18 protein-coding genes are annotated in these 22,600 nt (G+C 60.3%); 14 read left to right on the top strand and 4 right to left on the bottom strand.

The genetic code is table 11. The features are described from left to right. The first annotated feature begins 17 nt into the window (after positions 1-17). The 8 genes from iscU to sseB all read left to right on the top strand — a co-directional run bounded on the left by iscU (position 18) and on the right by sseB (position 5,976). On the top strand, positions 18-404 hold the full coding sequence (iscU, locus tag RTM13_RS14715; protein WP_312212716.1) for a Fe-S cluster assembly scaffold IscU: 387 nt from the start codon (positions 18-20) through the stop codon (positions 402-404). 15 nt (positions 405-419) lie between these two features. Continuing rightward, entirely contained in the window at positions 420-743 is a 324-nt protein-coding gene (gene iscA / locus RTM13_RS14710; protein ID WP_103818854.1) for an iron-sulfur cluster assembly protein IscA, read from the top strand. Between the two features lie 72 nt (positions 744-815). After that, positions 816-1,331, top strand: a complete 516-nt coding sequence (gene hscB, locus RTM13_RS14705) for a co-chaperone HscB (protein ID WP_312212714.1) — start codon at positions 816-818, stop codon at positions 1,329-1,331. Between the two features lie 15 nt (positions 1,332-1,346). Beyond that, positions 1,347-3,197 (top strand): Fe-S protein assembly chaperone HscA, encoded by a 1,851-nt coding sequence (hscA, locus tag RTM13_RS14700; protein WP_312212712.1) that lies wholly within the window; start codon positions 1,347-1,349, stop codon positions 3,195-3,197. A 1-nt stretch (position 3,198) separates the two neighbouring features. Next, positions 3,199-3,534, top strand: coding sequence for an ISC system 2Fe-2S type ferredoxin (gene fdx, locus RTM13_RS14695; RefSeq protein ID WP_034459208.1), 336 nt, complete (start codon positions 3,199-3,201; stop codon positions 3,532-3,534). A 1-nt stretch (position 3,535) separates the two neighbouring features. Then, entirely contained in the window at positions 3,536-3,736 is a 201-nt protein-coding gene (gene iscX / locus RTM13_RS14690; protein ID WP_042389051.1) for a Fe-S cluster assembly protein IscX, read from the top strand. A 65-nt stretch (positions 3,737-3,801) separates the two neighbouring features. Next, a complete protein-coding gene (pepB, locus tag RTM13_RS14685) occupies positions 3,802-5,091 on the top strand; it encodes an aminopeptidase PepB (RefSeq protein WP_312212710.1) in 1,290 nt (429 codons plus the stop codon). Between the two features lie 102 nt (positions 5,092-5,193). Further along, entirely contained in the window at positions 5,194-5,976 is a 783-nt protein-coding gene (gene sseB / locus RTM13_RS14680) for an enhanced serine sensitivity protein SseB (RefSeq protein ID WP_312212708.1), read from the top strand. A 21-nt stretch (positions 5,977-5,997) separates the two neighbouring features. Here sseB and RTM13_RS14675 read toward each other — a convergent pair whose 3' ends face one another. The 4 genes from RTM13_RS14675 to RTM13_RS14660 form a co-directional block, all read right to left on the bottom strand. After that, positions 5,998-6,768: a MurR/RpiR family transcriptional regulator gene (locus tag RTM13_RS14675; protein WP_312212706.1), complete on the bottom strand. Its 771-nt coding sequence runs from the start codon at positions 6,766-6,768 to the stop codon at positions 5,998-6,000. Positions 6,769-6,770: 2 nt separating this feature from the next. Further along, entirely contained in the window at positions 6,771-7,613 is an 843-nt protein-coding gene (gene sseA / locus RTM13_RS14670) for a 3-mercaptopyruvate sulfurtransferase (protein WP_312212704.1), read from the bottom strand. 101 nt (positions 7,614-7,714) lie between these two features. After that, complete coding sequence (locus RTM13_RS14665) at positions 7,715-9,076, bottom strand: 6-phospho-alpha-glucosidase (RefSeq protein WP_312212702.1); 1,362 nt, start codon at positions 9,074-9,076, stop codon at positions 7,715-7,717. Between the two features lie 11 nt (positions 9,077-9,087). Continuing rightward, positions 9,088-10,632 carry a PTS transporter subunit EIIC gene (locus RTM13_RS14660; protein ID WP_312212701.1) on the bottom strand — a complete coding sequence of 515 codons (1,545 nt, stop codon included), beginning with the start codon at positions 10,630-10,632 and terminating at the stop codon, positions 9,088-9,090. A gap of 270 nt (positions 10,633-10,902) precedes the next feature. On the opposite strand from RTM13_RS14660, the gene RTM13_RS14655 reads away from it, so the two are divergent. The 6 genes from RTM13_RS14655 to ispG all read left to right on the top strand — a co-directional run bounded on the left by RTM13_RS14655 (position 10,903) and on the right by ispG (position 22,536). Beyond that, positions 10,903-15,852: an alpha-2-macroglobulin gene (locus RTM13_RS14655; RefSeq protein WP_312212700.1), complete on the top strand. Its 4,950-nt coding sequence runs from the start codon at positions 10,903-10,905 to the stop codon at positions 15,850-15,852. A gap of 1 nt (position 15,853) precedes the next feature. After that, the gene (gene pbpC, locus RTM13_RS14650) at positions 15,854-18,178 is read left to right on the top strand and encodes a peptidoglycan glycosyltransferase PbpC (RefSeq protein WP_312212699.1); all 2,325 of its coding nucleotides are present in this window, start codon (positions 15,854-15,856) and stop codon (positions 18,176-18,178) included. Positions 18,179-18,326: 148 nt separating this feature from the next. Next, positions 18,327-18,758 (top strand): nucleoside-diphosphate kinase, encoded by a 432-nt coding sequence (gene ndk, locus RTM13_RS14645; RefSeq protein ID WP_312212698.1) that lies wholly within the window; start codon positions 18,327-18,329, stop codon positions 18,756-18,758. Positions 18,759-18,906: 148 nt separating this feature from the next. Then, the gene (locus tag RTM13_RS14640; RefSeq protein WP_103818865.1) at positions 18,907-20,073 is read left to right on the top strand and encodes a bifunctional tRNA (adenosine(37)-C2)-methyltransferase TrmG/ribosomal RNA large subunit methyltransferase RlmN; all 1,167 of its coding nucleotides are present in this window, start codon (positions 18,907-18,909) and stop codon (positions 20,071-20,073) included. A gap of 294 nt (positions 20,074-20,367) precedes the next feature. Beyond that, positions 20,368-21,390 (top strand): cytoskeleton protein RodZ, encoded by a 1,023-nt coding sequence (gene rodZ, locus RTM13_RS14635; protein ID WP_312212697.1) that lies wholly within the window; start codon positions 20,368-20,370, stop codon positions 21,388-21,390. Between the two features lie 27 nt (positions 21,391-21,417). Continuing rightward, positions 21,418-22,536: a flavodoxin-dependent (E)-4-hydroxy-3-methylbut-2-enyl-diphosphate synthase gene (gene ispG / locus RTM13_RS14630; protein WP_103818867.1), complete on the top strand. Its 1,119-nt coding sequence runs from the start codon at positions 21,418-21,420 to the stop codon at positions 22,534-22,536. Positions 22,537-22,600: the final 64 nt, after the last annotated feature.

Here is a 22,600-nt window from a genome sequence, read left to right as displayed (position 1 = left end):
CATCAGGAGAATTTAAAATGGCTTATAGCGAAAAAGTAATCGATCACTACGAAAACCCGCGCAACGTTGGCTCCTTCGACAACAGCGACGCGAGCGTTGGCAGCGGCATGGTGGGTGCACCGGCCTGTGGCGACGTCATGAAGCTGCAGATCAAAGTAAACAACGACGGCATCATTGAAGACGCGCGTTTTAAAACCTACGGCTGCGGCTCGGCGATCGCCTCCAGCTCCCTCGTGACTGAGTGGGTGAAAGGTAAATCTCTGGACGAAGCGCAGGCGATTAAAAACACCGACATCGCCGATGAGCTGGAGCTGCCGCCGGTTAAGATCCACTGCTCTATCCTGGCGGAAGATGCAATCAAAGCTGCGATTGCGGACTACAAAAGCAAGCGTGACGTGAAATAACGAGCAGAGGTCTGTATGTCGATTACCCTTAGCGACAGTGCTGCCGCGCGAGTAAATAGCTTCCTGGCCAACCGGGGTAAAGGGTTTGGCCTGCGCCTGGGGGTGAGAACCTCCGGCTGTTCGGGTATGGCCTACGTGCTGGAATTTGTTGACGAGCCTGCGGCAGAAGATACCGTGTTCGAAGACAAAGGCGTTAAGGTCGTGGTCGATGGCAAAAGCCTGCAGTTCCTGAACGGCACTCAGCTGGACTTCGTAAAAGAGGGCCTCAACGAAGGGTTTAAGTTTACCAACCCGAACGTGAAAGATGAGTGCGGTTGCGGCGAAAGCTTCCACGTTTAACCGCGCCTGAACGACTCAACCCCACTGCTCTGCGGTGGGGTTTGCTTTAACCCGCCTAACCCCGAGACTGTTATGGATTACTTCACCCTCTTTGGGTTGCCCGCTGGCTATCATCTGGATACCCAGGCGCTGGCTACCCGCTTTCAGGATCTGCAACGTCAATACCACCCCGATCGGTTTGCCAGCGGCACCTCTGCTGAACAGCTTGCCGCCGTCCAACACTCCGCGACCATCAATCAGGCCTGGCAGACGCTGCGCCACCCGCTGCTGCGCGCCGAGTATCTGCTCTCCCTGCACGGCTTCGATCTCGCCAGCGAGCAGCATACCGTCCGCGACACTGTCTTTCTGATGGAGCAGCTTGAGCTGCGCGAAGAGCTGGATGAGATTGAGCAGGCCCGTGATACTGACCGGCTGGAAGCGTTCCTGAAGCGCGTCGCCGCAATGTATACCTCGCGCCATCAGACCATGGTCGAGCAGCTTGACGGCGAGTCGTGGAGCGACGCCGCAGAGACGGTGCGTAAACTCCGTTTTCTCGATAAACTACGCAGCACAGCAGAACAACTCGAAGAAAAGCTGCTCGATTTTTAAATTTCGGAAGCAAACATGGCCTTATTACAAATTAGTGAGCCGGGCATGAGTGCCGCGCCGCACCAGCGTCGTCTGGCGGCGGGCATTGATCTGGGTACAACGCATTCTCTGGTGGCTACCGTGCGTAGCGGCCAGGCAGAAACGCTGCCGGACAGCGAAGGACGTCACCTGCTGCCGTCCGTGGTGCACTATCAGCAGCACGGTCACCGAGTGGGCTTTGAGGCTCGCAGCAATGCGGTCAACGATCCGGCTAACACCATCAGCTCGGTTAAACGCATGATGGGCCGCTCGCTGGCCGACATCCAGGCGCGCTACCCGCATCTGCCGTATCAGCTGCAGGCGAGCGAAAACGGTCTGCCGATGATCGCCACCGCTGCCGGCCTGCTGAACCCGGTGCGCATCTCTGCCGATATCCTCAAGACGCTCGCCGCTCGCGCTACAGAAGCGCTGGCGGGCGAGCTGGACGGCGTGGTAATCACCGTCCCGGCCTACTTTGATGATGCCCAGCGTCAGGGCACCAAAGACGCCGCGCGACTGGCGGGCCTGCACGTGCTGCGCCTGCTCAACGAGCCGACGGCGGCCGCGATCGCCTACGGTCTCGACTCGGGCAAAGAGGGCGTGATCGCCGTCTACGATCTCGGCGGCGGCACCTTTGACATCTCTATCCTGCGCCTTAGTCGTGGCGTGTTTGAAGTATTGGCCACCGGCGGCGACTCTGCGCTGGGCGGCGACGACTTCGATCACCTGCTGGCGGATCGTATTCGCGAGCTGGCGGGCATTACCGACCGTGAAGATCCGCGCCTGCAGCGCCAGCTGCTTGACGCCGCTGTCGCGGCAAAAATTGCCCTCAGCGATGCCGAAAGCGTCGACGTTAACGTGGCAGGCTGGCAGGGCAACATCACCCGCACTGAATTCAACGATCTCATCTCTTCTCTGGTTAAACGCACGCTGCTCTCCTGCCGCCGGGCGTTGAAAGACGCAGGCGTTGAGGCCGACGAGGTGCTGGAAGTGGTGATGGTAGGCGGCTCTACCCGCGTGCCGCTGGTGCGCGAGCGCGTGGGCGAGTTCTTTGGTCGCCAGCCGCTGACCACCATCGATCCGGATAAGGTGGTTGCCATCGGCGCGGCTATTCAGGCCGATATCCTGGTAGGCAACAAGCCGGACAGCGAAATGCTGCTGCTGGACGTTATTCCGCTGTCGCTGGGTCTCGAGACCATGGGCGGGCTGGTAGAGAAAGTGATCCCACGCAATACCACCATTCCGGTGGCGCGCGCTCAGGAGTTCACCACCTTTAAAGACGGCCAGACCGCGATGTCGATCCACGTGATGCAGGGCGAGCGCGAACTGGTTGCCGACTGCCGCTCGCTGGGGCGCTTTACCCTGCGCGGTATCCCGGCGCTGCCTGCCGGCGGGGCGCACATTCGCGTCACCTTCCAGGTAGATGCCGATGGCCTGCTGAGCGTTACCGCTATGGAGAAATCCACCGGCGTAGCCGCCTCAATTCAGGTCAAGCCCTCTTACGGCCTGACCGACGGCGAAATCGCTACCATGATCCAGGATTCCATGAGTTTTGCCGGTGAGGACGTGAAAGCGCGAATGCTGGCGGAGCAGAAAGTGGAGGCCGCGCGCGTGCTGGAGAGTCTGCAAAGCGCGCTCGGAACCGATGCCGCGCTGTTAAGCGCCGCAGAACGTCAGGTTATTGACGAGGCCGCTGCACGTGTGCGTGTAGCCGCCGAGGGTAATGATGCTGATGCCATTGAACAAGCCATTAAAAATATAGACAAACAAACCCAGGAGTTTGCCGCACGCCGCATGGACCAGTCGGTTCGTAAAGCGCTGAAGGGCCACTCCGTGGACGAGGTTTAATATGCCAAAGATTGTATTTTTGCCCCATCAGGATCTCTGTCCGGATGGCGCTGTTCTGGAAGCGAATGTCGGCGAGACCATTCTTGACGTTGCCCTGCGTAACGGCATTGAGATTGAACACGCCTGCGAAAAATCCTGCGCCTGCACCACCTGCCACTGCGTCGTGCGTGAAGGCTTTGACTCGCTGGCGGAGAGCACCGAAGACGAAGACGACATGCTGGATAAAGCCTGGGGTCTGGAGCCGGAGAGCCGTCTGAGCTGTCAGGCACGCGTCACCGACGAAGACCTGGTGGTCGAGATGCCACGTTATACTATCAACCACGCACGGGAGCATTGATATGGGCCTGAAGTGGAGTGACAGCCGTGAAATCGGCGAGGCGCTGTATGACGCTTACCCGGATCTCGATCCGAAAACCGTGCGCTTTACCGATATGCACCAGTGGATTTGTGAACTGGACGACTTTGATGACGAACCAAACGCATCCAATGAAAAGATTCTGGAAGCGATTCTGTTAGTCTGGTTAGACGAAGCGTCATAATGCACAGCGGGCTGCCTTCGGGTAGCCCGTTTTCACATCGCAGGCTTGATCATAAGGACAGAATAATGACAACTGAAGCCATGAAAATCACCCTGACGACTCAGCCCGCCGATGCGCGCTGGGGCGAGAAAGCTGCTTACAGCATCAATAGCGACGGCGTTGCGCTGCACCTTACCGGCGCAGACGAGCTGGGCCTGATCCAGCGCGCGGCGCGTAAGATCGACGGCATGGGCATCAAGCACGTTCAGCTGGCAGGCGAGGGCTGGGACGTCGATCGCTGCTGGGCATTCTGGCAGGGCTATAAAGGGCCAAAAGGTAGCCGTAAAATTGAGTGGCCGACCCTGGATGAAGCCCAGCAGAAAGAGCTGGAGAGCCGCCGCAACGTTATCGACTGGGTGCGCGACGCCATTAACGCCTCTCCTGAGGAGCTGGGACCGGAGCAGCTGGCCCAGCGCGCGGTGGATCTGCTGAGTAGTGTGGGGGGAGATAACGTCTCCTACCGTATCACCAAAGGCGAAGATCTGCGCGAGCAGAACTACATGGGGATCTACACCGTCGGGCGTGGCTCCGAGCGGACTCCGGTTCTGCTGGCGCTGGACTACAACCCTACAGGCGATAAAAACGCGCCGGTCTATGCCTGCCTGGTAGGTAAAGGCGTTACCTTTGACTCCGGCGGTTATAGCATCAAGCAGAGCGCCTTTATGGACTCCATGAAGTCCGATATGGGCGGCGCGGCTATGGTCACCGGCGCGCTGGCGTTTGCCATTACTCGCGGCCTGAACAAGCGCGTTAAGCTCTACCTCTGCTGCGCAGATAACCTGATCAGCGGCAATGCCTTCAAGCTTGGCGACATCATTCGCTATCGCAACGGCAAAACCGTTGAGATCATGAATACCGATGCCGAAGGCCGCCTGGTGCTGGCCGATGGCCTGATCGACGCGGTGAAGCAAAATCCGGAGCTGATTATCGACGCGGCAACGCTGACCGGCGCGGCGAAAACCGCCCTGGGTAATGACTACCATGCGCTGCTGAGCTTTGACGACAAGCTGGCAAACCGCCTGCTGGCAAGCGCTAGCGCGGAGAACGAGCCGTTCTGGCGTCTGCCGCTGGCGGAGTTCCACCGCAGCCAGCTGCCGTCTAACTTTGCCGAGCTGAACAACACCGCCAGCGCCGCCTTCCCGGCGGGAGCCAGCACTGCCGCAGGTTTCCTCTCCCACTTTGTTGAGAACTACCGTGAAGGCTGGCTGCATATCGACTGCTCTGCCACCTACCGTAAAGCGGCCGTGGATCAGTGGGCTGCCGGGGCGACAGGTCTGGGCGTGCGTACCATCGCCCATTTATTAACGGCAGAATAGATCGTTTTGTAGGCCGGGTAAGCGTAGCGCCACCCGGCGAGACAATGGCGGGTGGCGCGATGCTTACCCGCCCTACGTGACCCGATTCAATCTGTGGTAAATATGTCTGAGACGAAAAACGAATTAGAGACCCTGCTTGAGCAGGCGGCGACCGAGCCAGGACACCGTCCTGCTTTCTTCCGCACGTTGATGGCCTCCACTGTCTGGGTTCCCGGTACGGCGGCAGAGGGCCAGACGGTAGTTGAGGATAGCGCACTGGATATCCAGCACTGGGAGAAAGACGACGGCACCTCGGTGATCCCGTTTTTCACCTCCCTTGAAGCGTTGCAGCAGGCGGTAGAGGATGAGCAGGCGTTCGTGGTGATGCCGGTGCGCACCCTGTTTGAGATGACCCTCGGCGAGACGCTGTTCCTCAACGCTAAGCTGCCAACGGGGAAAGAGTTTACGCCGCGTGAGATCGCCCACCTGGTAGGCAAAGAGGAGGGTAGCCCTCTCAGCCAGCAGGAGGTGTTAGAGGGCGGCAGCGCGCTGCTGCTCTCTGAGGTAGCCGAGCCGCCTGCGCAGATGATTGACTCCCTGACGACGCTGTTCAAGACCATGAAAACGGTCAAGCGGGCGTTTATCTGCTCTATCAAAGAGGAGGCTGACGCTCAGTCTAACCTGTTGATCGGCATTGAAGTCGAGGCCGACAGCGATATCGATGCCATTATCCAGTCGACTGGCAGCGTGGCCACTGATACGTTACCTGGCGATGAGCCTGTCGATATCTGCCTGGTTGCCGAAGGTGAGAAGGGGATCAGCCACTTTATGCTGGCGCACATTACGCCCTTCTACGAGCGGCGCTGGGGCAGCTTCCTGCGCGACTTCAAGCAGCGCATTATCTAGTCCCTCTGACGGGGTGAGCGTTCACCCCGTTGCCTCCAGCAGCAGCAGATCCATCAGCAGCACCAGGTTCGACTCGAACGAGGTCACGCCCGCGGCTTCGGCGGCGAAGTGCACCGCCTCGTCATACAGCCCGAAATGGAGATCCGCCATGCCAGCCAGGGTATTCGCCGAGGCGCGGGTAAAGGCCACGATGGTCATGCCGACGTTTTTGGCGATCCGCGCTTTATCCAGCACCTGCTCCGTCTCACCGCTGCGGGAGACGGCAATAAACACCTCATAGCGGGCGGCGTTGCTGAGGAAAATATTACGGCTGTCCCCCGGCCCGGAGATAAACGCCGTCTTGCCCAGCACCTGTAGCTTCTTGGTAAGATATTCCGCAAAGAGATAGGAGAAGCCCGCCCCGTAGAGAAAAAAGCTCTCTTTTTCATGCAGCAGGGTAGCGAAGTAGCGGCGCTTCTCCTCTGTCGCCCAACGAAAGGTCTGCTGATAGTTAGCGATAAACTGGTTAAACCGCAGCGAGAGATCGGCGGTTTCACCCGCCGGAACCGCGATATGCGGCGTATCGGCAAGCAGCTGTTTACAGTACCAGATCAGCTCGCTGTAGCCGCTGAAGCCCAGCTTCTGGCACAGGCGCATGATGGTGGCGGTAGAGACGAAGGTCTCCTGCGCCAGCTCGCGCACCGTGATGTTGCCCACCAGCAGCGGGTGGGCGGTCAGATGGGCCAGCACTCGGTACTCTGCGCGGGTCAGCGACTCGCCGCGTGACAGCAGCGGCGCAAGGCGGTTGTCCATGCTCAGGATGGTTCAACGGGCAGATCGTCCCGCGCGCCCCATTCACTCCATGAGCCGTCGTACAGCGTAACGCCCTCAACGCCCAGCGTCTCCAGCGCCAGCGCCACCACGGCAGCAGTCACTCCGGAGCCACAGCTCACCACGATAGGCTTATTGAGATCGACACCCTGACGGGCAAAAACAGCACTCAGCTCGTCGGTGGTCTTCAGCTCACCCTCAAACACCAGATCGCCCCACGGCACGTTCAGCGCCCCAGGAATATGCCCGCGTCTCAGCCCCGGACGCGGCTCATCCGCTTCGGCGTTGAAGCGCGGGGCAGGACGAGCATCAACCAGCTGGGCAGTTTTCTCATGGCTAATGAGCAGCACGTCGGTCAGGCGCTTCACCCGGTCGGCGTCAAAGTGAGCTTCAAATTCAGCTTCGGGCAGCTTCACATCCCCCTGCTGGAGCGGCAGCTCATCACGCTGCCATCCGGCCAGGCCGCCCGCCAGAATTGAGACCTGCTCCACGCCAAAGGCTTTCAGCATCCACCACGCTCGTGGCGCAGAGAAGAGGTCCCCTTCATCGTAGATCACCAGATGCTTGTCGCTGCTGACCCCCAGCTCGCGCATGGCCACGGCGAAGGCCTCCGGGCGCGGCATCATGTGGGGCAGAGGAGAGGTGTGGTCGGAGAGGGCCTCAATATCAAAAAAGACCGCGCCCGGAAGATGTCCGGCGCGGTACTCGCCGCGCATATCACGGTGCTCTTGCCCAGGGGGAGCCATGCGCGCATCAATAATCTGTACGTCAGGGGAGTCGCCGTGTTCAATCAGCCAGTCGGCAGCAACGAAGAATGAGGTAGTCATAGCAGGTGGGCCTCCTTTAATGTATTGACTAAAGGATTGTCGGTGTTTTTTCTCACACCGACAAGTTTACCCTCTCAACGCCGCGAGCAGGCTTCAGAAATTTATACGGATTCTCCATTCTGCCAGGCTCTTTGCAGCTGCGGCCAGTAGTCGCGGTTGGCCTCGATCATATCGTCGAGGATCGCCTTCGCATGCTGCATCGTTGGCACGGTACGGTTCAGCGTGAAGGCCTGGAGGGCTTTCTCATAGCTGCCCTCAATGGTTGCCTCCACCAGCAGTTGTTCAGAGGCCAGTTGCTGCATCAACAGGGTCTGGTGAAACAGCGGCACCGCACCCATACGCACCGGCTCTGGACCATTGGAGGTAATGTAGGCCGGTACCTCGACCATGGCATCATAGGGCAGGTTAGCGATGGCTCCCTTGTTCTCGACAATCACCAGATGGCGCTGGCGCAGGTCGAAGGCCAGCGAGCAGGCAACGTCGACGATAAACGCCCCGTGAACGCCAACGTGGAAGGCATCCGGCAGGATCCCGGTGCGCTGATACTCTTCGGCGGCGGCAAACAGCTTCTTCTCGCGGCCGTTCATCACCTCGTTGGCGCGGGTCAGGTGCGGATCCTGATACTCAACAATCTGGTTCGGCATCAGGTAGTACTGTAGATAGGGGTTCGGCAGATAGTCCGGGAAGTGATCCATAATCGGCTTGATGTTGCGCCAGGTCTTCACCCACGAGGGATCGGCGTGCTGCGGATCGGTCTTGGAAGCATCCTCGGTCAGCAGGCCAAACTGCGCCACATGACGACGCACCTCGGGCAGGCGATCTTCGCCGTCCACCAGGATGCGGGTAAACCAGCCGAAGTGGTTCAGACCAAAATAGTCCACCTGTAATTTGTGACGATCAACCCCCAGAATGGCCCCGATGTTACGCATCGCCGCCACCGGCATATCGCAGATGTTGAGCACCCGCGCGTTGGGGCGCAGACGACGAACCCCTTCAGCCACAATCGCCGCCGGGTTGGAGTAGTTCACAATCCATGCCTTTTTATCCGCGTACTGCTCCACCAGGTCGATAAGCTCTACCATCGGCAGAATGGTGCGCAGGCCATAGGCCAGGCCGCCCGGCCCGCAGGTCTCCTGACCCACCACGCCGTGACGCAGAGGAATCTTCTCATCCTGCTCGCGCATTTTGTACTGGCCGACGCGCATCTGGGCGAAGACAAAGTGCGCCCCGCTGAAGGCGGCCTCGGCGTCGCTGGTGACGGTAAATTTAATCGTGTCGCTGTGGTCGCGGATCACTTTTTCCACCACCGGGGCGAGCGTGCGCTGACGCGACTCGTCGATATCGTAGAGGCGGATCTCCGCTAGCGGGAAATCCTCCAGCCGTACCATCAGGCTTTTAACGATGCCTGGCGTATAGGTGCTGCCGCCGCCGGCGATGGACAGAATAAATGGGGGGGTAAGCATGTGTGCCTCCTTCAAAGAAACGCCTCAACGGCCTCTCGCATTTTTTTGACGTGCAGCCCGTAGACCACCTGAACGTTATTGCCTTGTTTGATCACTCCCTTCGCGCCGGTGGCTTTCAGGCGTGGCTCATCGATAATCGCCACGTCTTTCACCGTGACGCGCAGGCGGGTATAGCAGTTATCCACCACCTCAACGTTGTCGCGACCACCCAGCCCGGCAACAATCGCCTCACCCAGACCGTCGTTGGCCCCTTTCGCCTGGTACTCCTGCTTGCTGTAGAGGCGGGTCTCCTGATCTTCATCCTCGCGGCCCGGCGTCTTCATATCGAAGCGCAGGATCAGGAAGCGGAAGATGACAAAGTAGAGGGTGAACATAATCAGGCCGACCACGATATACATCGGCCAGTTGGATTTTTCGGTGCCGAGCGGCAGGTTATAGACGATGAAATCAATAATGCCGTTCGCGCCGATGGCGTGGACTCCAAGCAGGTAGAAAAGCATCATGCCGATGCCGGTCAGCACCGCGTGAACCACGAACAGCAGCGGAGCGACGAAGAGGAATGAGAACTCAATCGGCTCGGTGACGCCCACCAGCAGAGAGGTCAACGCCGCCGGGATCAGAATCGCCTTGGCCGCCGCTTTGCGCTCGGGTTTGGCGGTCATGTACATCGCCAGCGCGGCGGCGGGCAGGCCAAACATCTTGCTGATGCCGCGGGCGTCCCACACCACGGTGCTGCTCAATTGATGCACGGCGGGGCAGGCCATCTCGGCAAAGTAGATATTGCGTGCGCCCTGATAGGTCTGGCCGCAGACGTCCGCCGTGCCCCCCAGCTCGGTATAGAGGAACGGGGTATAGACCAGGTGATGCAGGCCGGTGGGGACCAGGATGCGCTCCAGAAAACCGTACACCGCCACGCCAAACGGTCCCGCGCCCTTAATCGCCAGTGCCGCCGCGCTGATCCCCTGCTGAGCAAAGGGCCACAGCTCGCTCATGATCACACCGAGCAGCATCGAGACCGGCAGCATGATGATTGCCACGAAGCAGTGGCCGGAGTAGACCGCCATCGCGCCGGAGAACTGCACTCCGGAGTATTTGTTATAGAGGTAGCCTGAGAGCGCACCGGTGAGGATCCCGGCAAAGACGCCCATCTCCAGCACCTGGACCCCCAGTACCATGCTCTGTCCGGCAGCTTTCATCTGATCCGCTGCGGCCAGCTCGCCCTGTAGGCTCAGAGTGACGTTCATGGCATTGATAAAGACCACAAAAGTGACGAGACCGATTAGCGCCGCGTAGCCCTTGTCACGGGCGGCCAGACCCACGGGAATACCTACGGCGAAAACCAGCGCCAGGTTCACCAGCACCGACACCGCCGATTTGGCCATCAGCTGGCCGAGGCTCTGGATAAAGGGGTAGCCGAGGAAGGGCAGGTACTCCGCCAGGTTACCGTTGCCCAACAGATTACCAAAGGCAATGAACAGGCCGACGATGGGTAGAATCAGCACCGGACCGTAGAGGGACTTACCAAAATTTTGTAGGGCATTAACGGCTCTTTTCATCGTCTTCTCTCATTATGAACCGCGCACGGAGGTGCGATAACAGAGTAACGTTAGCAGCGCTAAGCGGTTTCATACCAGCTATCTTCTTGTTTTAAAAACAAATGACGGTCAACGTAACATGTAACGTTATGGGGTGTGATCGGCGTAACAGTCGGGCCTGCCAACAGGCAAAGATTGCGAGCCGCTTTCCAGAGTTTGTATTCTCTTTTTGCTCCTGGGAAAACTGGCGCATACTAAGCCTGACTCTCGAACAACGGCAGGGATAAAGGAATGAAACCGTTACGTTTTACTGCGCTTGCGATGGCACTGGTAGCCACCTCTTTTTTAGCGGGTTGTGATAACAGCGGCGCGCCCCAGGCGGCGGTCACCAAAGCCGCGGAGGCTGACCCAAAGCCAGTGGCTAAAGTTGACAGCGCCCAGCGGGAAAAGCTCGCCGCCCAGAGCGCAGGTAAATCCCTGACCCTGCAGGATGCCTCAGAGGTGCAGCTTGATGGCGCGGCCACCCTGGTGCTCGCTTTCAATATCCCTCTCGATCCCGATCAGGACTTCTCCCGGACGGTACACCTTGTCGATAAGAAGAGCGGCAAGCTGGACGGGGCCTGGGAGCTGGCTCCAAATCTGAAAGAGCTACGCTTTCGCCACCTGGAGCCGAACCGGGAGCTGATCGTCTCCGTTGATAGCGGGCTGGTGGCGCTGAATAAAGCCACCTTCGGCAGCAGCTTTGAAAAAACCATTACCACCCGCGACGTAGAGCCGAGCGTCGGCTTCGCCAGCCGGGGCTCGCTGCTGCCGGGCAAGGTGGTCGAAGGGCTGCCGGTGATGGCGCTCAACGTCAATAACGTTGACGTTAACTTCTACCGCGTGAAGCCCGAGTCGCTGACGGCCTTTGTCAGCCAGTGGGAGTACCGCAACTCGCTAACTAACTGGGAGTCCGATACGCTGCTGAAGATGGCGGATCTGGTCTATACCGGGCGTTTTGACCTTAACCCGGCGCGCAATACCCGTGAGAAGCTGCTTCTGCCGCTGGCCGAGATCAAACCTCTTCAACAGGCGGGGGTCTATATCGCCGTCATGAACCAGGCCGGGCACTATAGCTACAGCAACGCCGCCACGCTGTTTACCCTGAGCAACATCGGCCTGTCGGTGCATCGCTACCACAATCAGCTGGATGTCTTTACCCAGGGCCTGGAGAACGGCGCGGCGGGTGAGGGCGTGGAGGTGACGCTGCTTAATGAGAAGGGGCAGACTTTGGCCCAGGCCACCAGCGATGCTAAAGGCCACGCGGTGCTGAACACTGACAAAGAGGCGGCTCTGCTGCTGGCGCGCAAGGATGGCGAAACCACGCTGCTCGATTTAACCCTGCCAGCGTTGGATCTGGCCGAGTTTGCCATCGCAGGAGAGCCGGGCTACAGCAAGCAGCTGTTCATGTTTGGCCCGCGCGATCTCTATCGCCCCGGCGAAACGGTGATCCTCAACGCCCTGCTGCGCGATCGGGACGGCAAGCCGCTTCCCGCCCAGCCGGTGAAGCTGGAGGTCGTTAAGCCGGACGGTCAGGTGGTGCGCACGGTGGTCAGCCAGCCGCAGGAGGATGGTCTCTACCAGTTTACCTATACGTTGGACGCGGGTGCGCCAACCGGCATGTGGCACGTTCGCGCCAATACCGGCGATAATCAGTCCCCGCAGTGGCGCTTCCAGGTGGAAGACTTTATGCCGGAGCGCATGGCGCTCAACCTCACCGCACAAAAAGCACCGCTGGCGATGGCTGACAGCGTCAGCTTCGACGTAACGGGGCGCTACCTCTACGGTGCGCCCGCCAACGGCAACACGTTGCAGGGGCAGCTTTTCCTGCGTCCGCTGCGTGAGGCCGTCGCCGCGCTGCCGGGCTTCCAGTTCGGCAATATCGCTGAGGAGAATCTCTCCCGCAGCCTCGATGAGGTACAGGTTACCCTGGACGACAAAGGTCACGGCGAGGTAACGACCGAAAGCCAGTGGCAGGAGGCCCATTCGCCGTTGCAGCTGATCCTTCAGGCCAGCCTGCTGGAGTCCGGCGGCCGTCCGGTAACCCGTCGCGCCGAGCAGGCTATCTGGCCTGCCGCCGCGCTGCCTGGCATCCGTCCGCAGTTTGCCGCTAAATCGGTCTACGACTACCGCACCGATACCACCGTTGACCGACCTACGGTTGATGAGAACAGCCAGGCCGGGTTTGACATTGTTTACGTTGATGCCAACGGCGTGAAGAAAGCGGTCAGCGATCTGCAGGTGCGGCTGATCCGCGAGCGTCGCGACTACTACTGGAACTGGTCCGAGAGTGACGGCTGGCAGTCCCAGTTCGATCAAAAAGATCTGGTGGAGGGCGAGCAGTCTCTTAATCTCGCTGCGGATGAGACCGGCAAGGTCAGCTTCCCGGTGGAGTGGGGAGCCTACCGTCTTGAGGTGAAAGCGCCTGATGAGACCGTCAGCAGCGTACGCTTCTGGGCGGGCTACAGCTGGCAGGATAACAACGAAGGGGGCAGCGCGGCGCGTCCTGACCGCGTCACCCTCAAGCTCGACAAACCCGCCTATCAGCCGGGCGATACCATCCAGCTGCATATCGCTGCCCCTGCTGCCGGTAAGGGCTATGCGATGGTGGAGTCCAGCGATGGCCCGCTGTGGTGGCAGGAGATCGACGTCCCGGCCGAGGGTCTGGATCTCGCTATCCCGGTAGATAAAGCCTGGCAGCGCCACGATCTCTACCTCAGCACGCTGGTGGTGCGTCCCGGCGATAAGTCCCGCGCCGCCACGCCGAAGCGCGCCGTTGGCCTGCTGCATCTGCCGCTTGGCGATGAGAGCCGCCGTCTGGCGGTAACCCTTGACGGCCCACAGAAGATGCGGCCTGACCAGACGCTGACCGTCAAGGTCAAGGCCAGCGTTAACGCGGGTGAGATGCCGAAAAAAGTGAACGTGCTGCTCTCGGCGGTCGACAGCGGCGTGCTCAATATTACCGACTACGTGACGCCGGATCCGTGGAAGTCCTTCTTTGGTCAGAAGCGTTACGGGGCAGATATCTATGATATCTACGGCCAGGTGATTGAAGGTCAGGGCCGGGCGGCAACGCTGCGCTTTGGTGGTGACGGCGATGAGCTGAACCGGGGCGGGAAGCCGCCGGTTAACCACGTCAATATCATCGCCCAGCAGGCGCAGCCGGTGACGCTGGATGAGCACGGCGAAGGCACAGTGACCCTGCCAATCGGTGATTTTAACGGCGAGCTGCGAGTAATGGCCCAGGCCTGGAGCGAGGATGAGTTTGGCAGCGCTGAAAGTAAAGTTGTCGTTGCCGCGCCGCTGATTGCCGAGCTGAATACGCCGCGTTTTCTTGCCAGCGGGGACAGCACCCGGCTGGCGCTGGATATCACTAACCTGACCGATAGCCCGCAGACCCTGAACGTCGCGCTCTCTGCCAGCGGTCTGGTGGAGCTGCAAAGCCAGCAGCCTGCTCCGGTAAGCCTCGCCCCTCAGGCGCGGACCACTATTTTCATACCGATCGCTGCCAAAGAGGGTTTTGGTGATGGCGAAATCAGCGCTCAGATTAGCGGCCTGACCCTGCCCAACGAAACTTTCGCTCCGCAGCATAAGCAGTGGAAGATCGGCGTGCGTCCAGACTGGCCTGCACAGACGGTCAACACCGGGACAATGCTGGCTCCCGGCCAGAGCTGGACCGCACCTGCCGATCTGGTAGCAGGGTTTGCTCCCGCCACGCTGCAGGGGCAGCTGCTGCTGAGCGGGAAGCCGCCGCTGAACCTGGCGCGCTATATCCGCGAGCTGAAGGCCTACCCCTACGGTTGCCTGGAGCAGACCGCCAGCGGTCTCTTCCCGTCGCTCTATACCAACGCCGCGCAGCTCAAATCACTGGGCATCGCCGGTGACAGCGACGAGAAACGCCGCGCCGCGGTAGATACAGGCATCTCCCGCCTGCTGCAGATGCAGCGTGACGACGGCGGGTTTGCGCTCTGGGATAAGGGCGGGCCGGAGGAGTACTGGCTCACCGCCTACGTTACCGACTTCCTGGTGCGTGCCGGTCAGCAGGGCTACAGCGTGCCTGCCGAGGCGCTAACCCAGGCCAATAATCGTCTCCTGCGCTATCTGCAGGATCCGGGCATGATGGCGATCCGCTACAGCGATGACGGCCAGGCGAGTAAGTTTGCCGTGCAGGCCTACGCCGGGCTGGTGCTGGCTCAACAGCAGAAAGCGCCGTTGGGAGCGCTGCGTGAGATCTGGCAGCGCCATAGCCAGGCAGCGGCAGGGCTACCTCTGGTACAGCTGGGTATTGCCCTGAAGCTGATGGGCGACGGTGAGCGAGGCGCTCAGGCCCTGGCGTTGGGGTTAAAAACGCCGCGCCAGGACGGTACCCGCTGGCTGGCGGACTACGGCAGCGCTCTCCGTGATAACGCCCTGATGCTCTCCCTGTTGCAGGAGAATAACCTGCTGCCAAATGAGCAAAGCCGTCTGCTGCACACGCTCTCCGCACAGGCATTCGGCCAGCGCTGGCTCTCGACCCAGGAGAGCAACGCGCTCTTCCTGGCGGGCAGAGCTCTGGCGGCAAGTCCGGGCAGCTGGCAGGCCCAGACCTCGCTTTCTGGGGAGGCGCTAAGCGGCGACCATGCCCGGACGCTGCCGCTGGAGGCGGATACGCTCGCGGCGCTTCAGGTCACCAACAGCGGCAGCGCGCCGCTCTGGCTGCGCCTCGATACCAGCGGCTACGCGCAGTACGCGCCAGCACCGTCATCAAACGTATTGCAGATCGAACGGCAGATCCTCGGCACCGACGGTAAGAGCAAATCGCTCTCAGAGCTGAAGAGCGGTGAGCTGGTGCTGGTCTGGCTGGAGGTAAAGGCCAGCCAGAACGTGCCGGATGCGCTGGTGGTCGATCTGCTGCCCGCCGGACTGGAGCTGGAGAACCAGAACCTGGCCAGCAGCAGCGCCAGCCTGCAGGAGAGCGCCAGCGAGGTGCAGAACCTGCTTAACCAGATGCAGCAGGCGGATATTCAGCATATGGAGTTCCGCGACGATCGCTTCGTGGCGGCGGTAGCGGTAAACGAGAGCCAGCCGGTCACGCTGGTCTATCTGGCTCGCGCCGTCACGCCGGGAAGCTATCAGGTACCAATGCCGCAGGTTGAGTCGATGTATGTCCCTCAGTGGCGGGCAACGGGCGCGGCAAGCGGCCCGCTGATCGTTCGGCCATAGCGTGAAGCGTGGTCGTACAGGGCGCTCCCGCTGGCTATTGCTGCCGGGGGCGCTGGCTGCTCTGCTTATTACTCTGCTGCTTGCGGATCGGATCTGGCCTCTGCCCCTCGCCGAGGTTAACCCAGCACGGGTAGTGGTAGCCGAAGACGGCACGCCGCTGTGGCGCTTCGCCGACGCCGATGGCATCTGGCGCTATCCGGTGACCATTGAAGAGGTGTCGCCGCGCTATTTGCAGGCGCTGATCCAGTATGAGGATCGCTGGTTCTGGTCGCACCCGGGGGTTAATCCGCTGGCGATTGCCCGCGCCGCCTGGCAGGATCTGCGTTCGGCCCGGGTAGTCTCCGGCGGCAGCACCCTGACCATGCAGGTTGCCCGGCTGCTCGATCCCCATCCGCGTACCTTCGGTGGCAAGGTGCGCCAGCTGTGGCGTGCGCTCCAGCTAGAGTGGCATCTCTCTAAGCGCGAGATCCTGACACTCTATCTCAATCGTGCCCCCTTTGGCGGCACCTTGCAGGGCGTCGGTGCCGCCAGCTGGGCCTACCTCGGCAAATCCCCGGCGCAGCTGAGCTATGCCGAAGCCGCACTGCTGGCGGTGCTGCCCCAGGCCCCGAGCCGCCTGCGCCCGGATCGCTGGCCCGAGCGGGCGCAGGCGGCGCGGGATAAAGTGCTGGAGCGCATGGCATCGCAGCAGGTCTGGTCCGCGCGGCAGGTGCGTGAATCCCGCGAGGAGCCGGTCTGGCTCGCGCCCCGGCAGATGCCGCAGCTTGCGCCGCTGTTCGCCCGGCGGGTGGCGGGAAGAGATAAGCAGAGCAAAATTGTCACTACCCTCGACGCCACGCTGCAACGGCAGCTGGAGGCGCTGGCGCTCAACGTTAAGCCGCAGCTGCCGCCGCGCAGCTCGCTGGCGATGATCGTTGTCGATCACACCACCATGAAGGTGCGCGGCTGGGTTGGTTCCGTGGATATCAACGACGACAGCCGTTTCAGCCACGTGGATATGGTCACTGCCGTGCGATCTCCTGGATCGGTGCTCAAGCCCTTCGTCTATGGTCTGGCGATGGACGAGGGGCTGATCCACCCGGCGTCGCTCCTGCAGGACGTTCCCCGGCTGGCGGAGGATTACCGTCCCGGTAACTTTGACAGCGGCTTTCACGGTCCGGTCAGCATGAGCGAAGCCCTGGTCCGATCGCTTAACCTGCCCGCAGTGCAGGTGCTGGAGGCCTATGGCCCGAAGCGCTTCGCCGCCCGCCTGCGCAATGCCGGTCTGCCGCTGACCCTGCCCGCCGGGGCCGAGCCGAACCTGTCGCTGATCCTCGGCGGGGCAGGGGCGACCCTGGCCGATATCACTGCCGCCTACAGCGCCTTTGCCCGCCACGGCAAGGCCGGTTTTTTACGCCTCCAGCCGCACGATCCGCTGGTAGATCGCCCGCTGATGTCGCCAGGAGCCGCGTGGATTATTCGTCGTATCCTTGCCTCTCAGGCGCAGCCGCTGCCCGACGCGGATCTTGGCCAGGTTGTTCCCCTGGCGTGGAAAACCGGTACCAGCTACGGCTACCGGGATGCGTGGGCGGTGGGCATCAACGCCCGCTACGTGATTGGCATCTGGACCGGGCGGCCCGACGGTACGCCGGTCGCCGGACAGTTTGGCTTCGCCAGCGCCGTGCCGCTGCTGAACCAGGTCAACAATATGTTACAGGCGCACTCGGCGCTGGAGGTGGCCCGCCAGCCGCGCGATCCGCGTCCTGAGTCGGTTAGCCGGGGCGTCATCTGCTGGCCCGGTGGACAGAGCCTGCCTGCCGGGGATAGCAACTGCCGTCGCCGTCTCGCCACCTGGCTGCTGGATAAGAGCGAGCCGCCTACGCTTTTACTTCCCCAGCAGGAGGGGATCCGTGGGATCCGCTTCCCGGTCTGGCTCAATCATCAGGGACAGCGCGTGGCGGCGGACTGCCCGGAAGCACATGAGCAGACTCTGGTGGTGTGGCCCCTGCCGCTGGAGCCGTGGCTCCCCGCCAGCGAGCGCCGCGCCGCACGCCTGCCTGCGCCTTCAGTTAGCTGCCCGCCGCGTCAGCAGGAGTATCCGCCTCCGCTACTGCTCACTGGCGTAAGGGAGGGGGCGGTGGTGAAGCGTCTCCCCGGCGAAACGTACGTCTCCCTGCCGTTACAGGCGACGGGCGGGGAGGGGGAGCGCTGGTGGTTTATCAACGGCGAGCCGTTAGACAACCATGGACGGGCATTGAGCCTGCGTCTGGATAAGCGGGGGGAGTATCAGCTGGTAGTTATGGATGGGGCCGGACAGACCGCAACGGTGCTTTTTCGGGTGCTGTAACGCCAGTTTGCGGCTGGAGGTTGCTAAAACTCATCTTATTTTAAAAAAATGTTATCTTCATCCATAGGCAAGGGTGGCGTAGCTCTCTATAATTCGCGCCAGGTCATACGGGTGTATGCACGACAACAAATACATAACAGAGGTTATCATGGCAATTGAACGTACTTTTTCCATCATCAAGCCGAACGCGGTGGCAAAAAACGTTATTGGCAGCATCTTTGCACGCTTTGAATCCGCTGGGTTCAAAATCGTTGGCACCAAAATGCTGCATCTGACCGTTGAGCAGGCTCGCGGTTTCTACGCTGAGCACGAAGGTCGCCCATTCTTTGACGGTCTGGTTGAGTTCATGACCTCTGGCCCGATCGTAGTATCCGTGCTGGAAGGTGAAAACGCCGTACAGCGTCACCGCGATCTGCTGGGTGCAACCAATCCGGACAACGCGCTGGCCGGTACCCTGCGCGCCGACTACGCTGACAGCTTCACCGAGAACGGCACCCACGGTTCTGACTCCGTTGAGTCTGCTACCCGTGAAATCGCCTTCTTCTTCGGTGAGAACGAAGTCTGCCCGCGCACTCGTTAATTATTTCGCTAATGCCGCCGACAGACGTGGCATTGGTGCAGTAGAATTTGTACAATGCAGCGCCCCGGACGAGCAGCAGCTTACCGGGGCGCTTCTTTTTTCAACCCTCCAGGGGCCACAACGTGTAACAACGAGGCCGGAATCTATTATGTCAGAACAAACTGTTACGCCTGAAATCGTCGTCTCGACGGTTCCCAACAAAGACGCCAAAATCAACCTGCTGGATCTCAACCGTCAGCAGATGCGCGAATTTTTCAAAAACCTGGGCGAAAAGCCGTTCCGTGCCGACCAGGTAATGAAGTGGATGTACCACTACTGCAGTGATAACTTTGACGATATGACCGATATCAACAAGGTGCTGCGTAACAAGCTCAAAGAGGTCGCCGAGATCCGCGCGCCGGAAGTCGTGGAAGAGCAGCGCTCTACCGACGGCACCATCAAATGGGCCATCGCCGTGGGCGACCAGCGCGTTGAGACGGTCTATATTCCGGAAGAAGATCGTGCCACGCTGTGCGTCTCTTCCCAGGTCGGCTGCGCCCTGGAGTGTAAATTCTGCTCAACCGCCCAGCAGGGCTTTAACCGTAACCTACGGGTCTCTGAGATCATCGGCCAGGTATGGCGCGCGGCGAAAATCGTCGGTGCGGCAAAAGTGACCGGCACGCGTCCAATCACCAACGTGGTGATGATGGGCATGGGTGAGCCGCTGCTCAACCTGAACAACGTCGTTCCGGCGATGGAGATCATGCTGGATGATTTCGGTTTTGGCCTCTCCAAGCGCCGCGTGACGCTGTCGACTTCGGGCGTTGTGCCTGCGCTGGACAAGTTGGGCGACATGATCGACGTGGCGCTGGCGATTTCGCTCCACGCGCCGACGGACGAGATCCGTGACGAAATTGTGCCGATCAACAAAAAGTACAATATCGAAACCTTCCTTGATGCCGTTCGCCGCTATATTAGCAAATCCAACGCTAACCAGGGCCGCGTCACCATCGAGTACGTTATGCTGGATCACGTCAACGACGGCACCGAGCATGCGCACCAGCTGGCGGAAGTGCTGAAGAACACCCCATGCAAGATCAACCTGATCCCATGGAACCCGTTCCCCGGCGCGCCGTATGGCCGTAGCTCAAACAGCCGTATCGATCGCTTCTCTAAGGTGCTGATGGAGTATGGTTTTACCACTATCGTGCGTAAAACTCGTGGTGATGATATCGACGCCGCCTGCGGCCAGCTGGCGGGTGAGGTGATTGACCGTACCAAGCGCACCCTGCGCAAGCGTATGCAGGGCGAGCCAATTTCGGTTAAAGCCGTCTAATTATGCTTTCTGCACGGTTCCGAAGCGGGATCGTGCAGCATAATCGCGTGGCGTAACTTACTCAAATATACAGTTTCGATAAATAATTACGGTGCGTTTCCGTCGTGATTGAGGCAGTATGTAACGATGGAACAACAGTTTAGCCCACGAGGTAAAAGCTGTTCTGTTATCCCCGGCCTGACAGCTCTATACTGTCGGTCTAAGGTTAACTGACCCAGAAGTTTCGCGGTGCGGGTGGGCATTGTGACTTACCGGCACCTGATTTTACATTTCACGTACCAGCAGCTGTAGCGAATGAATACTGAAGCCACTCAAGACCTAAATGCAACACAAACCACTGGCGTCCGCCTGCGCAATGCCCGCGAGCAGCTTGGGCTAAGCCAACAAGCGGTCGCTGAACGCCTGTGCCTCAAGGTTTCCACCGTTCGCGATATCGAAGAAGACAAAGCGCCTGCCGAATTGGCTTCCACCTTCCTGCGGGGCTATATCCGCTCCTATGCACGCCTCGTGCACATCCCGGAAGAAGAGCTGCTGCCAATGATGGAAAAACAGGCACCGGTCAGAGCGGCAAAGGTCGCCCCGATGCACTCTTTTTCCCTTGGCAAACGCCGTAAGAAGCGCGATGGCTGGCTGTCGAGCATCACCTGGCTGATTGTCTTTGTCGTTGTTGGCCTGACCGGCGCATGGTGGTGGCAGAATCACAAAGCCCAGCAGGAGGAGATCAGCACGATGGCCGATCAATCCTCTGCTGAACTCGCCAGCAACGGTGAATCACAAAGCGTCCCTCTGAATACCGACCCTGCCGAGCCTGCTGACGCGCAGACCACAGGTACTGCGCCTGCTGACGTAGCAACCCAGGCGCCGCCAGCGGCGGCAACCACTGCGCCGGCGCAGAGTAACGCGCAAAACGCCGTGGTCTCTCCGTCCCAGGCTAACGTTGACGCCGTGGCTGCCCCAGCAGCAACCGCGCCGGCAACCGCTGCGCCAGCGGCGAATACCGCACCGGACGCAGCGCCGCTGCCGACCGATCAGGCGGGCGTGACAAATACCGTTGATGCCAACGCGCTGGCGATGACCTTTACCGCCGACTGCTGGCTGGAAGTGATCGACGCCACCGGCAAGAAGCTGTTCAGCGGCATCCAGCGTAGCGGTGCCAGCCTGAACCTGGCCGGTCAGACCCCTTATAAGTTAAAAATTGGTGCACCGTCAGCCGTGCAGATCCAGTTCCAGGGCAAGCCCGTCGATCTGAGCCGCTTTATCAGAAGTAACCAGGTTGCGCGCCTGACCCTCAATGCCGAACAATCAGCAGCTCAGTAATTGACGGGCAACGCGGGAGAGTTTTCAATGCATAACCAGGCCCCTATTCAGCGTAGAAAATCGAAACGCATCTACGTGGGGAATGTACCTATCGGCGATGGCGCTCCTATCGCCGTTCAGTCAATGACCAATACGCGCACCACGGATGTGGAAGCGACGGTTAATCAGATCAAAGCCCTGGAGCGCGTTGGCGCGGATATCGTCCGTGTCTCCGTGCCGACCATGGACGCGGCGGAAGCCTTTAAGCTCATCAAACAGCAGGTTAGCGTTCCGCTGGTCGCGGATATCCATTTTGACTACCGTATTGCGCTGAAGGTGGCAGAGTACGGCGTCGACTGCCTGCGTATCAACCCGGGCAACATCGGTAACGAAGAGCGTATTCGCACCGTTGTTGACTGCGCGCGAGACAAAAACATTCCGATCCGCATCGGCGTTAACGCCGGATCGCTGGAGAAGGATCTGCAGGAGAAGTACGGCGAACCGACGCCGCAGGCGCTGCTGGAATCCGCCATGCGTCATGTGGATCATCTGGATCGTCTCAACTTCGACCAGTTCAAGGTGAGCGTCAAAGCGTCCGACGTCTTCCTCGCCGTTGAATCCTACCGCCTGCTGGCGAAGCAGATCGATCAGCCCCTGCACCTCGGGATCACCGAAGCCGGTGGCGCGCGTGCGGGGGCGGTGAAATCAGCCATTGGCCTCGGACTGCTGCTCTCGGAAGGGATCGGCGACACGCTGCGTATCTCACTGGCGGCAGATCCGGTTGAGGAGATCAAAGTCGGTTTCGATATCCTCAAGTCCCTGCGCATCCGCTCCCGTGGCATTAACTTTATCGCCTGCCCAACCTGCTCCCGTCAGGAGTTTGACGTGATCGGCACGGTGAACGCCCTCGAGCAGCGCCTGGAAGATATCATTACCCCGATGGACGTCTCTATCATTGGCTGCGTGGTGAATGGACCGGGCGAAGCGCTGGTCTCCACCCTCGGCGTAACCGGCGGCAACAAGAAGAGCGGCCTGTACGAAGACGGCGTGCGCAAAGACCGGCTGGACAACGGCGACATGATCGCCCAGCTGGAAGCCCGCATTCGCGCCAAGGCCTCCATGCTTGATGAAGCCCGCCGTATTGACGTTCAGCAGCTGGAAAAATAACGTAGCTGGGAAGCGGCTGGCTTCCCGTGTATGATTGAACCCGCAGGGCCCGCACGTTCGGGTT

Origin of the sequence: Pseudescherichia sp., from assembly GCF_031979925.1 — a bacterium.
Classification (GTDB): Bacteria; Pseudomonadota; Gammaproteobacteria; order Enterobacterales; family Enterobacteriaceae; genus Pseudescherichia.
Note: the sequence above shows the minus strand (reverse complement) of the source record. Positions and strands in the feature narration are given on the sequence as shown.

Bases quoted from the DNA above. Each gene is read 5' to 3' on its own strand.
- RTM13_RS14660 (WP_312212701.1), bottom strand. From the start codon at position 10,632: ATGAAAAGAGCCGTTAATGCCCTACAAAATTTTGGTAAGTCCCTCTAC.
- pepB (WP_312212710.1), top strand. From the start codon at position 3,802: ATGACAACTGAAGCCATGAAAATCACCCTGACGACTCAGCCCGCCGAT.
- ispG (WP_103818867.1), top strand. From the start codon at position 21,418: ATGCATAACCAGGCCCCTATTCAGCGTAGAAAATCGAAACGCATCTAC.
- hscB (WP_312212714.1), top strand. From the start codon at position 816: ATGGATTACTTCACCCTCTTTGGGTTGCCCGCTGGCTATCATCTGGAT.
- sseB (WP_312212708.1), top strand. From the start codon at position 5,194: ATGTCTGAGACGAAAAACGAATTAGAGACCCTGCTTGAGCAGGCGGCG.
- rodZ (WP_312212697.1), top strand. From the start codon at position 20,368: ATGAATACTGAAGCCACTCAAGACCTAAATGCAACACAAACCACTGGC.
- RTM13_RS14640 (WP_103818865.1), top strand. From the start codon at position 18,907: ATGTCAGAACAAACTGTTACGCCTGAAATCGTCGTCTCGACGGTTCCC.
- fdx (WP_034459208.1), top strand. From the start codon at position 3,199: ATGCCAAAGATTGTATTTTTGCCCCATCAGGATCTCTGTCCGGATGGC.
- ndk (WP_312212698.1), top strand. From the start codon at position 18,327: ATGGCAATTGAACGTACTTTTTCCATCATCAAGCCGAACGCGGTGGCA.
- RTM13_RS14655 (WP_312212700.1), top strand. From the start codon at position 10,903: ATGAAACCGTTACGTTTTACTGCGCTTGCGATGGCACTGGTAGCCACC.
- hscA (WP_312212712.1), top strand. From the start codon at position 1,347: ATGGCCTTATTACAAATTAGTGAGCCGGGCATGAGTGCCGCGCCGCAC.
- iscU (WP_312212716.1), top strand. From the start codon at position 18: ATGGCTTATAGCGAAAAAGTAATCGATCACTACGAAAACCCGCGCAAC.
- RTM13_RS14675 (WP_312212706.1), bottom strand. From the start codon at position 6,768: ATGGACAACCGCCTTGCGCCGCTGCTGTCACGCGGCGAGTCGCTGACC.
- RTM13_RS14665 (WP_312212702.1), bottom strand. From the start codon at position 9,076: ATGCTTACCCCCCCATTTATTCTGTCCATCGCCGGCGGCGGCAGCACC.
- iscX (WP_042389051.1), top strand. From the start codon at position 3,536: ATGGGCCTGAAGTGGAGTGACAGCCGTGAAATCGGCGAGGCGCTGTAT.
- sseA (WP_312212704.1), bottom strand. From the start codon at position 7,613: ATGACTACCTCATTCTTCGTTGCTGCCGACTGGCTGATTGAACACGGC.
- iscA (WP_103818854.1), top strand. From the start codon at position 420: ATGTCGATTACCCTTAGCGACAGTGCTGCCGCGCGAGTAAATAGCTTC.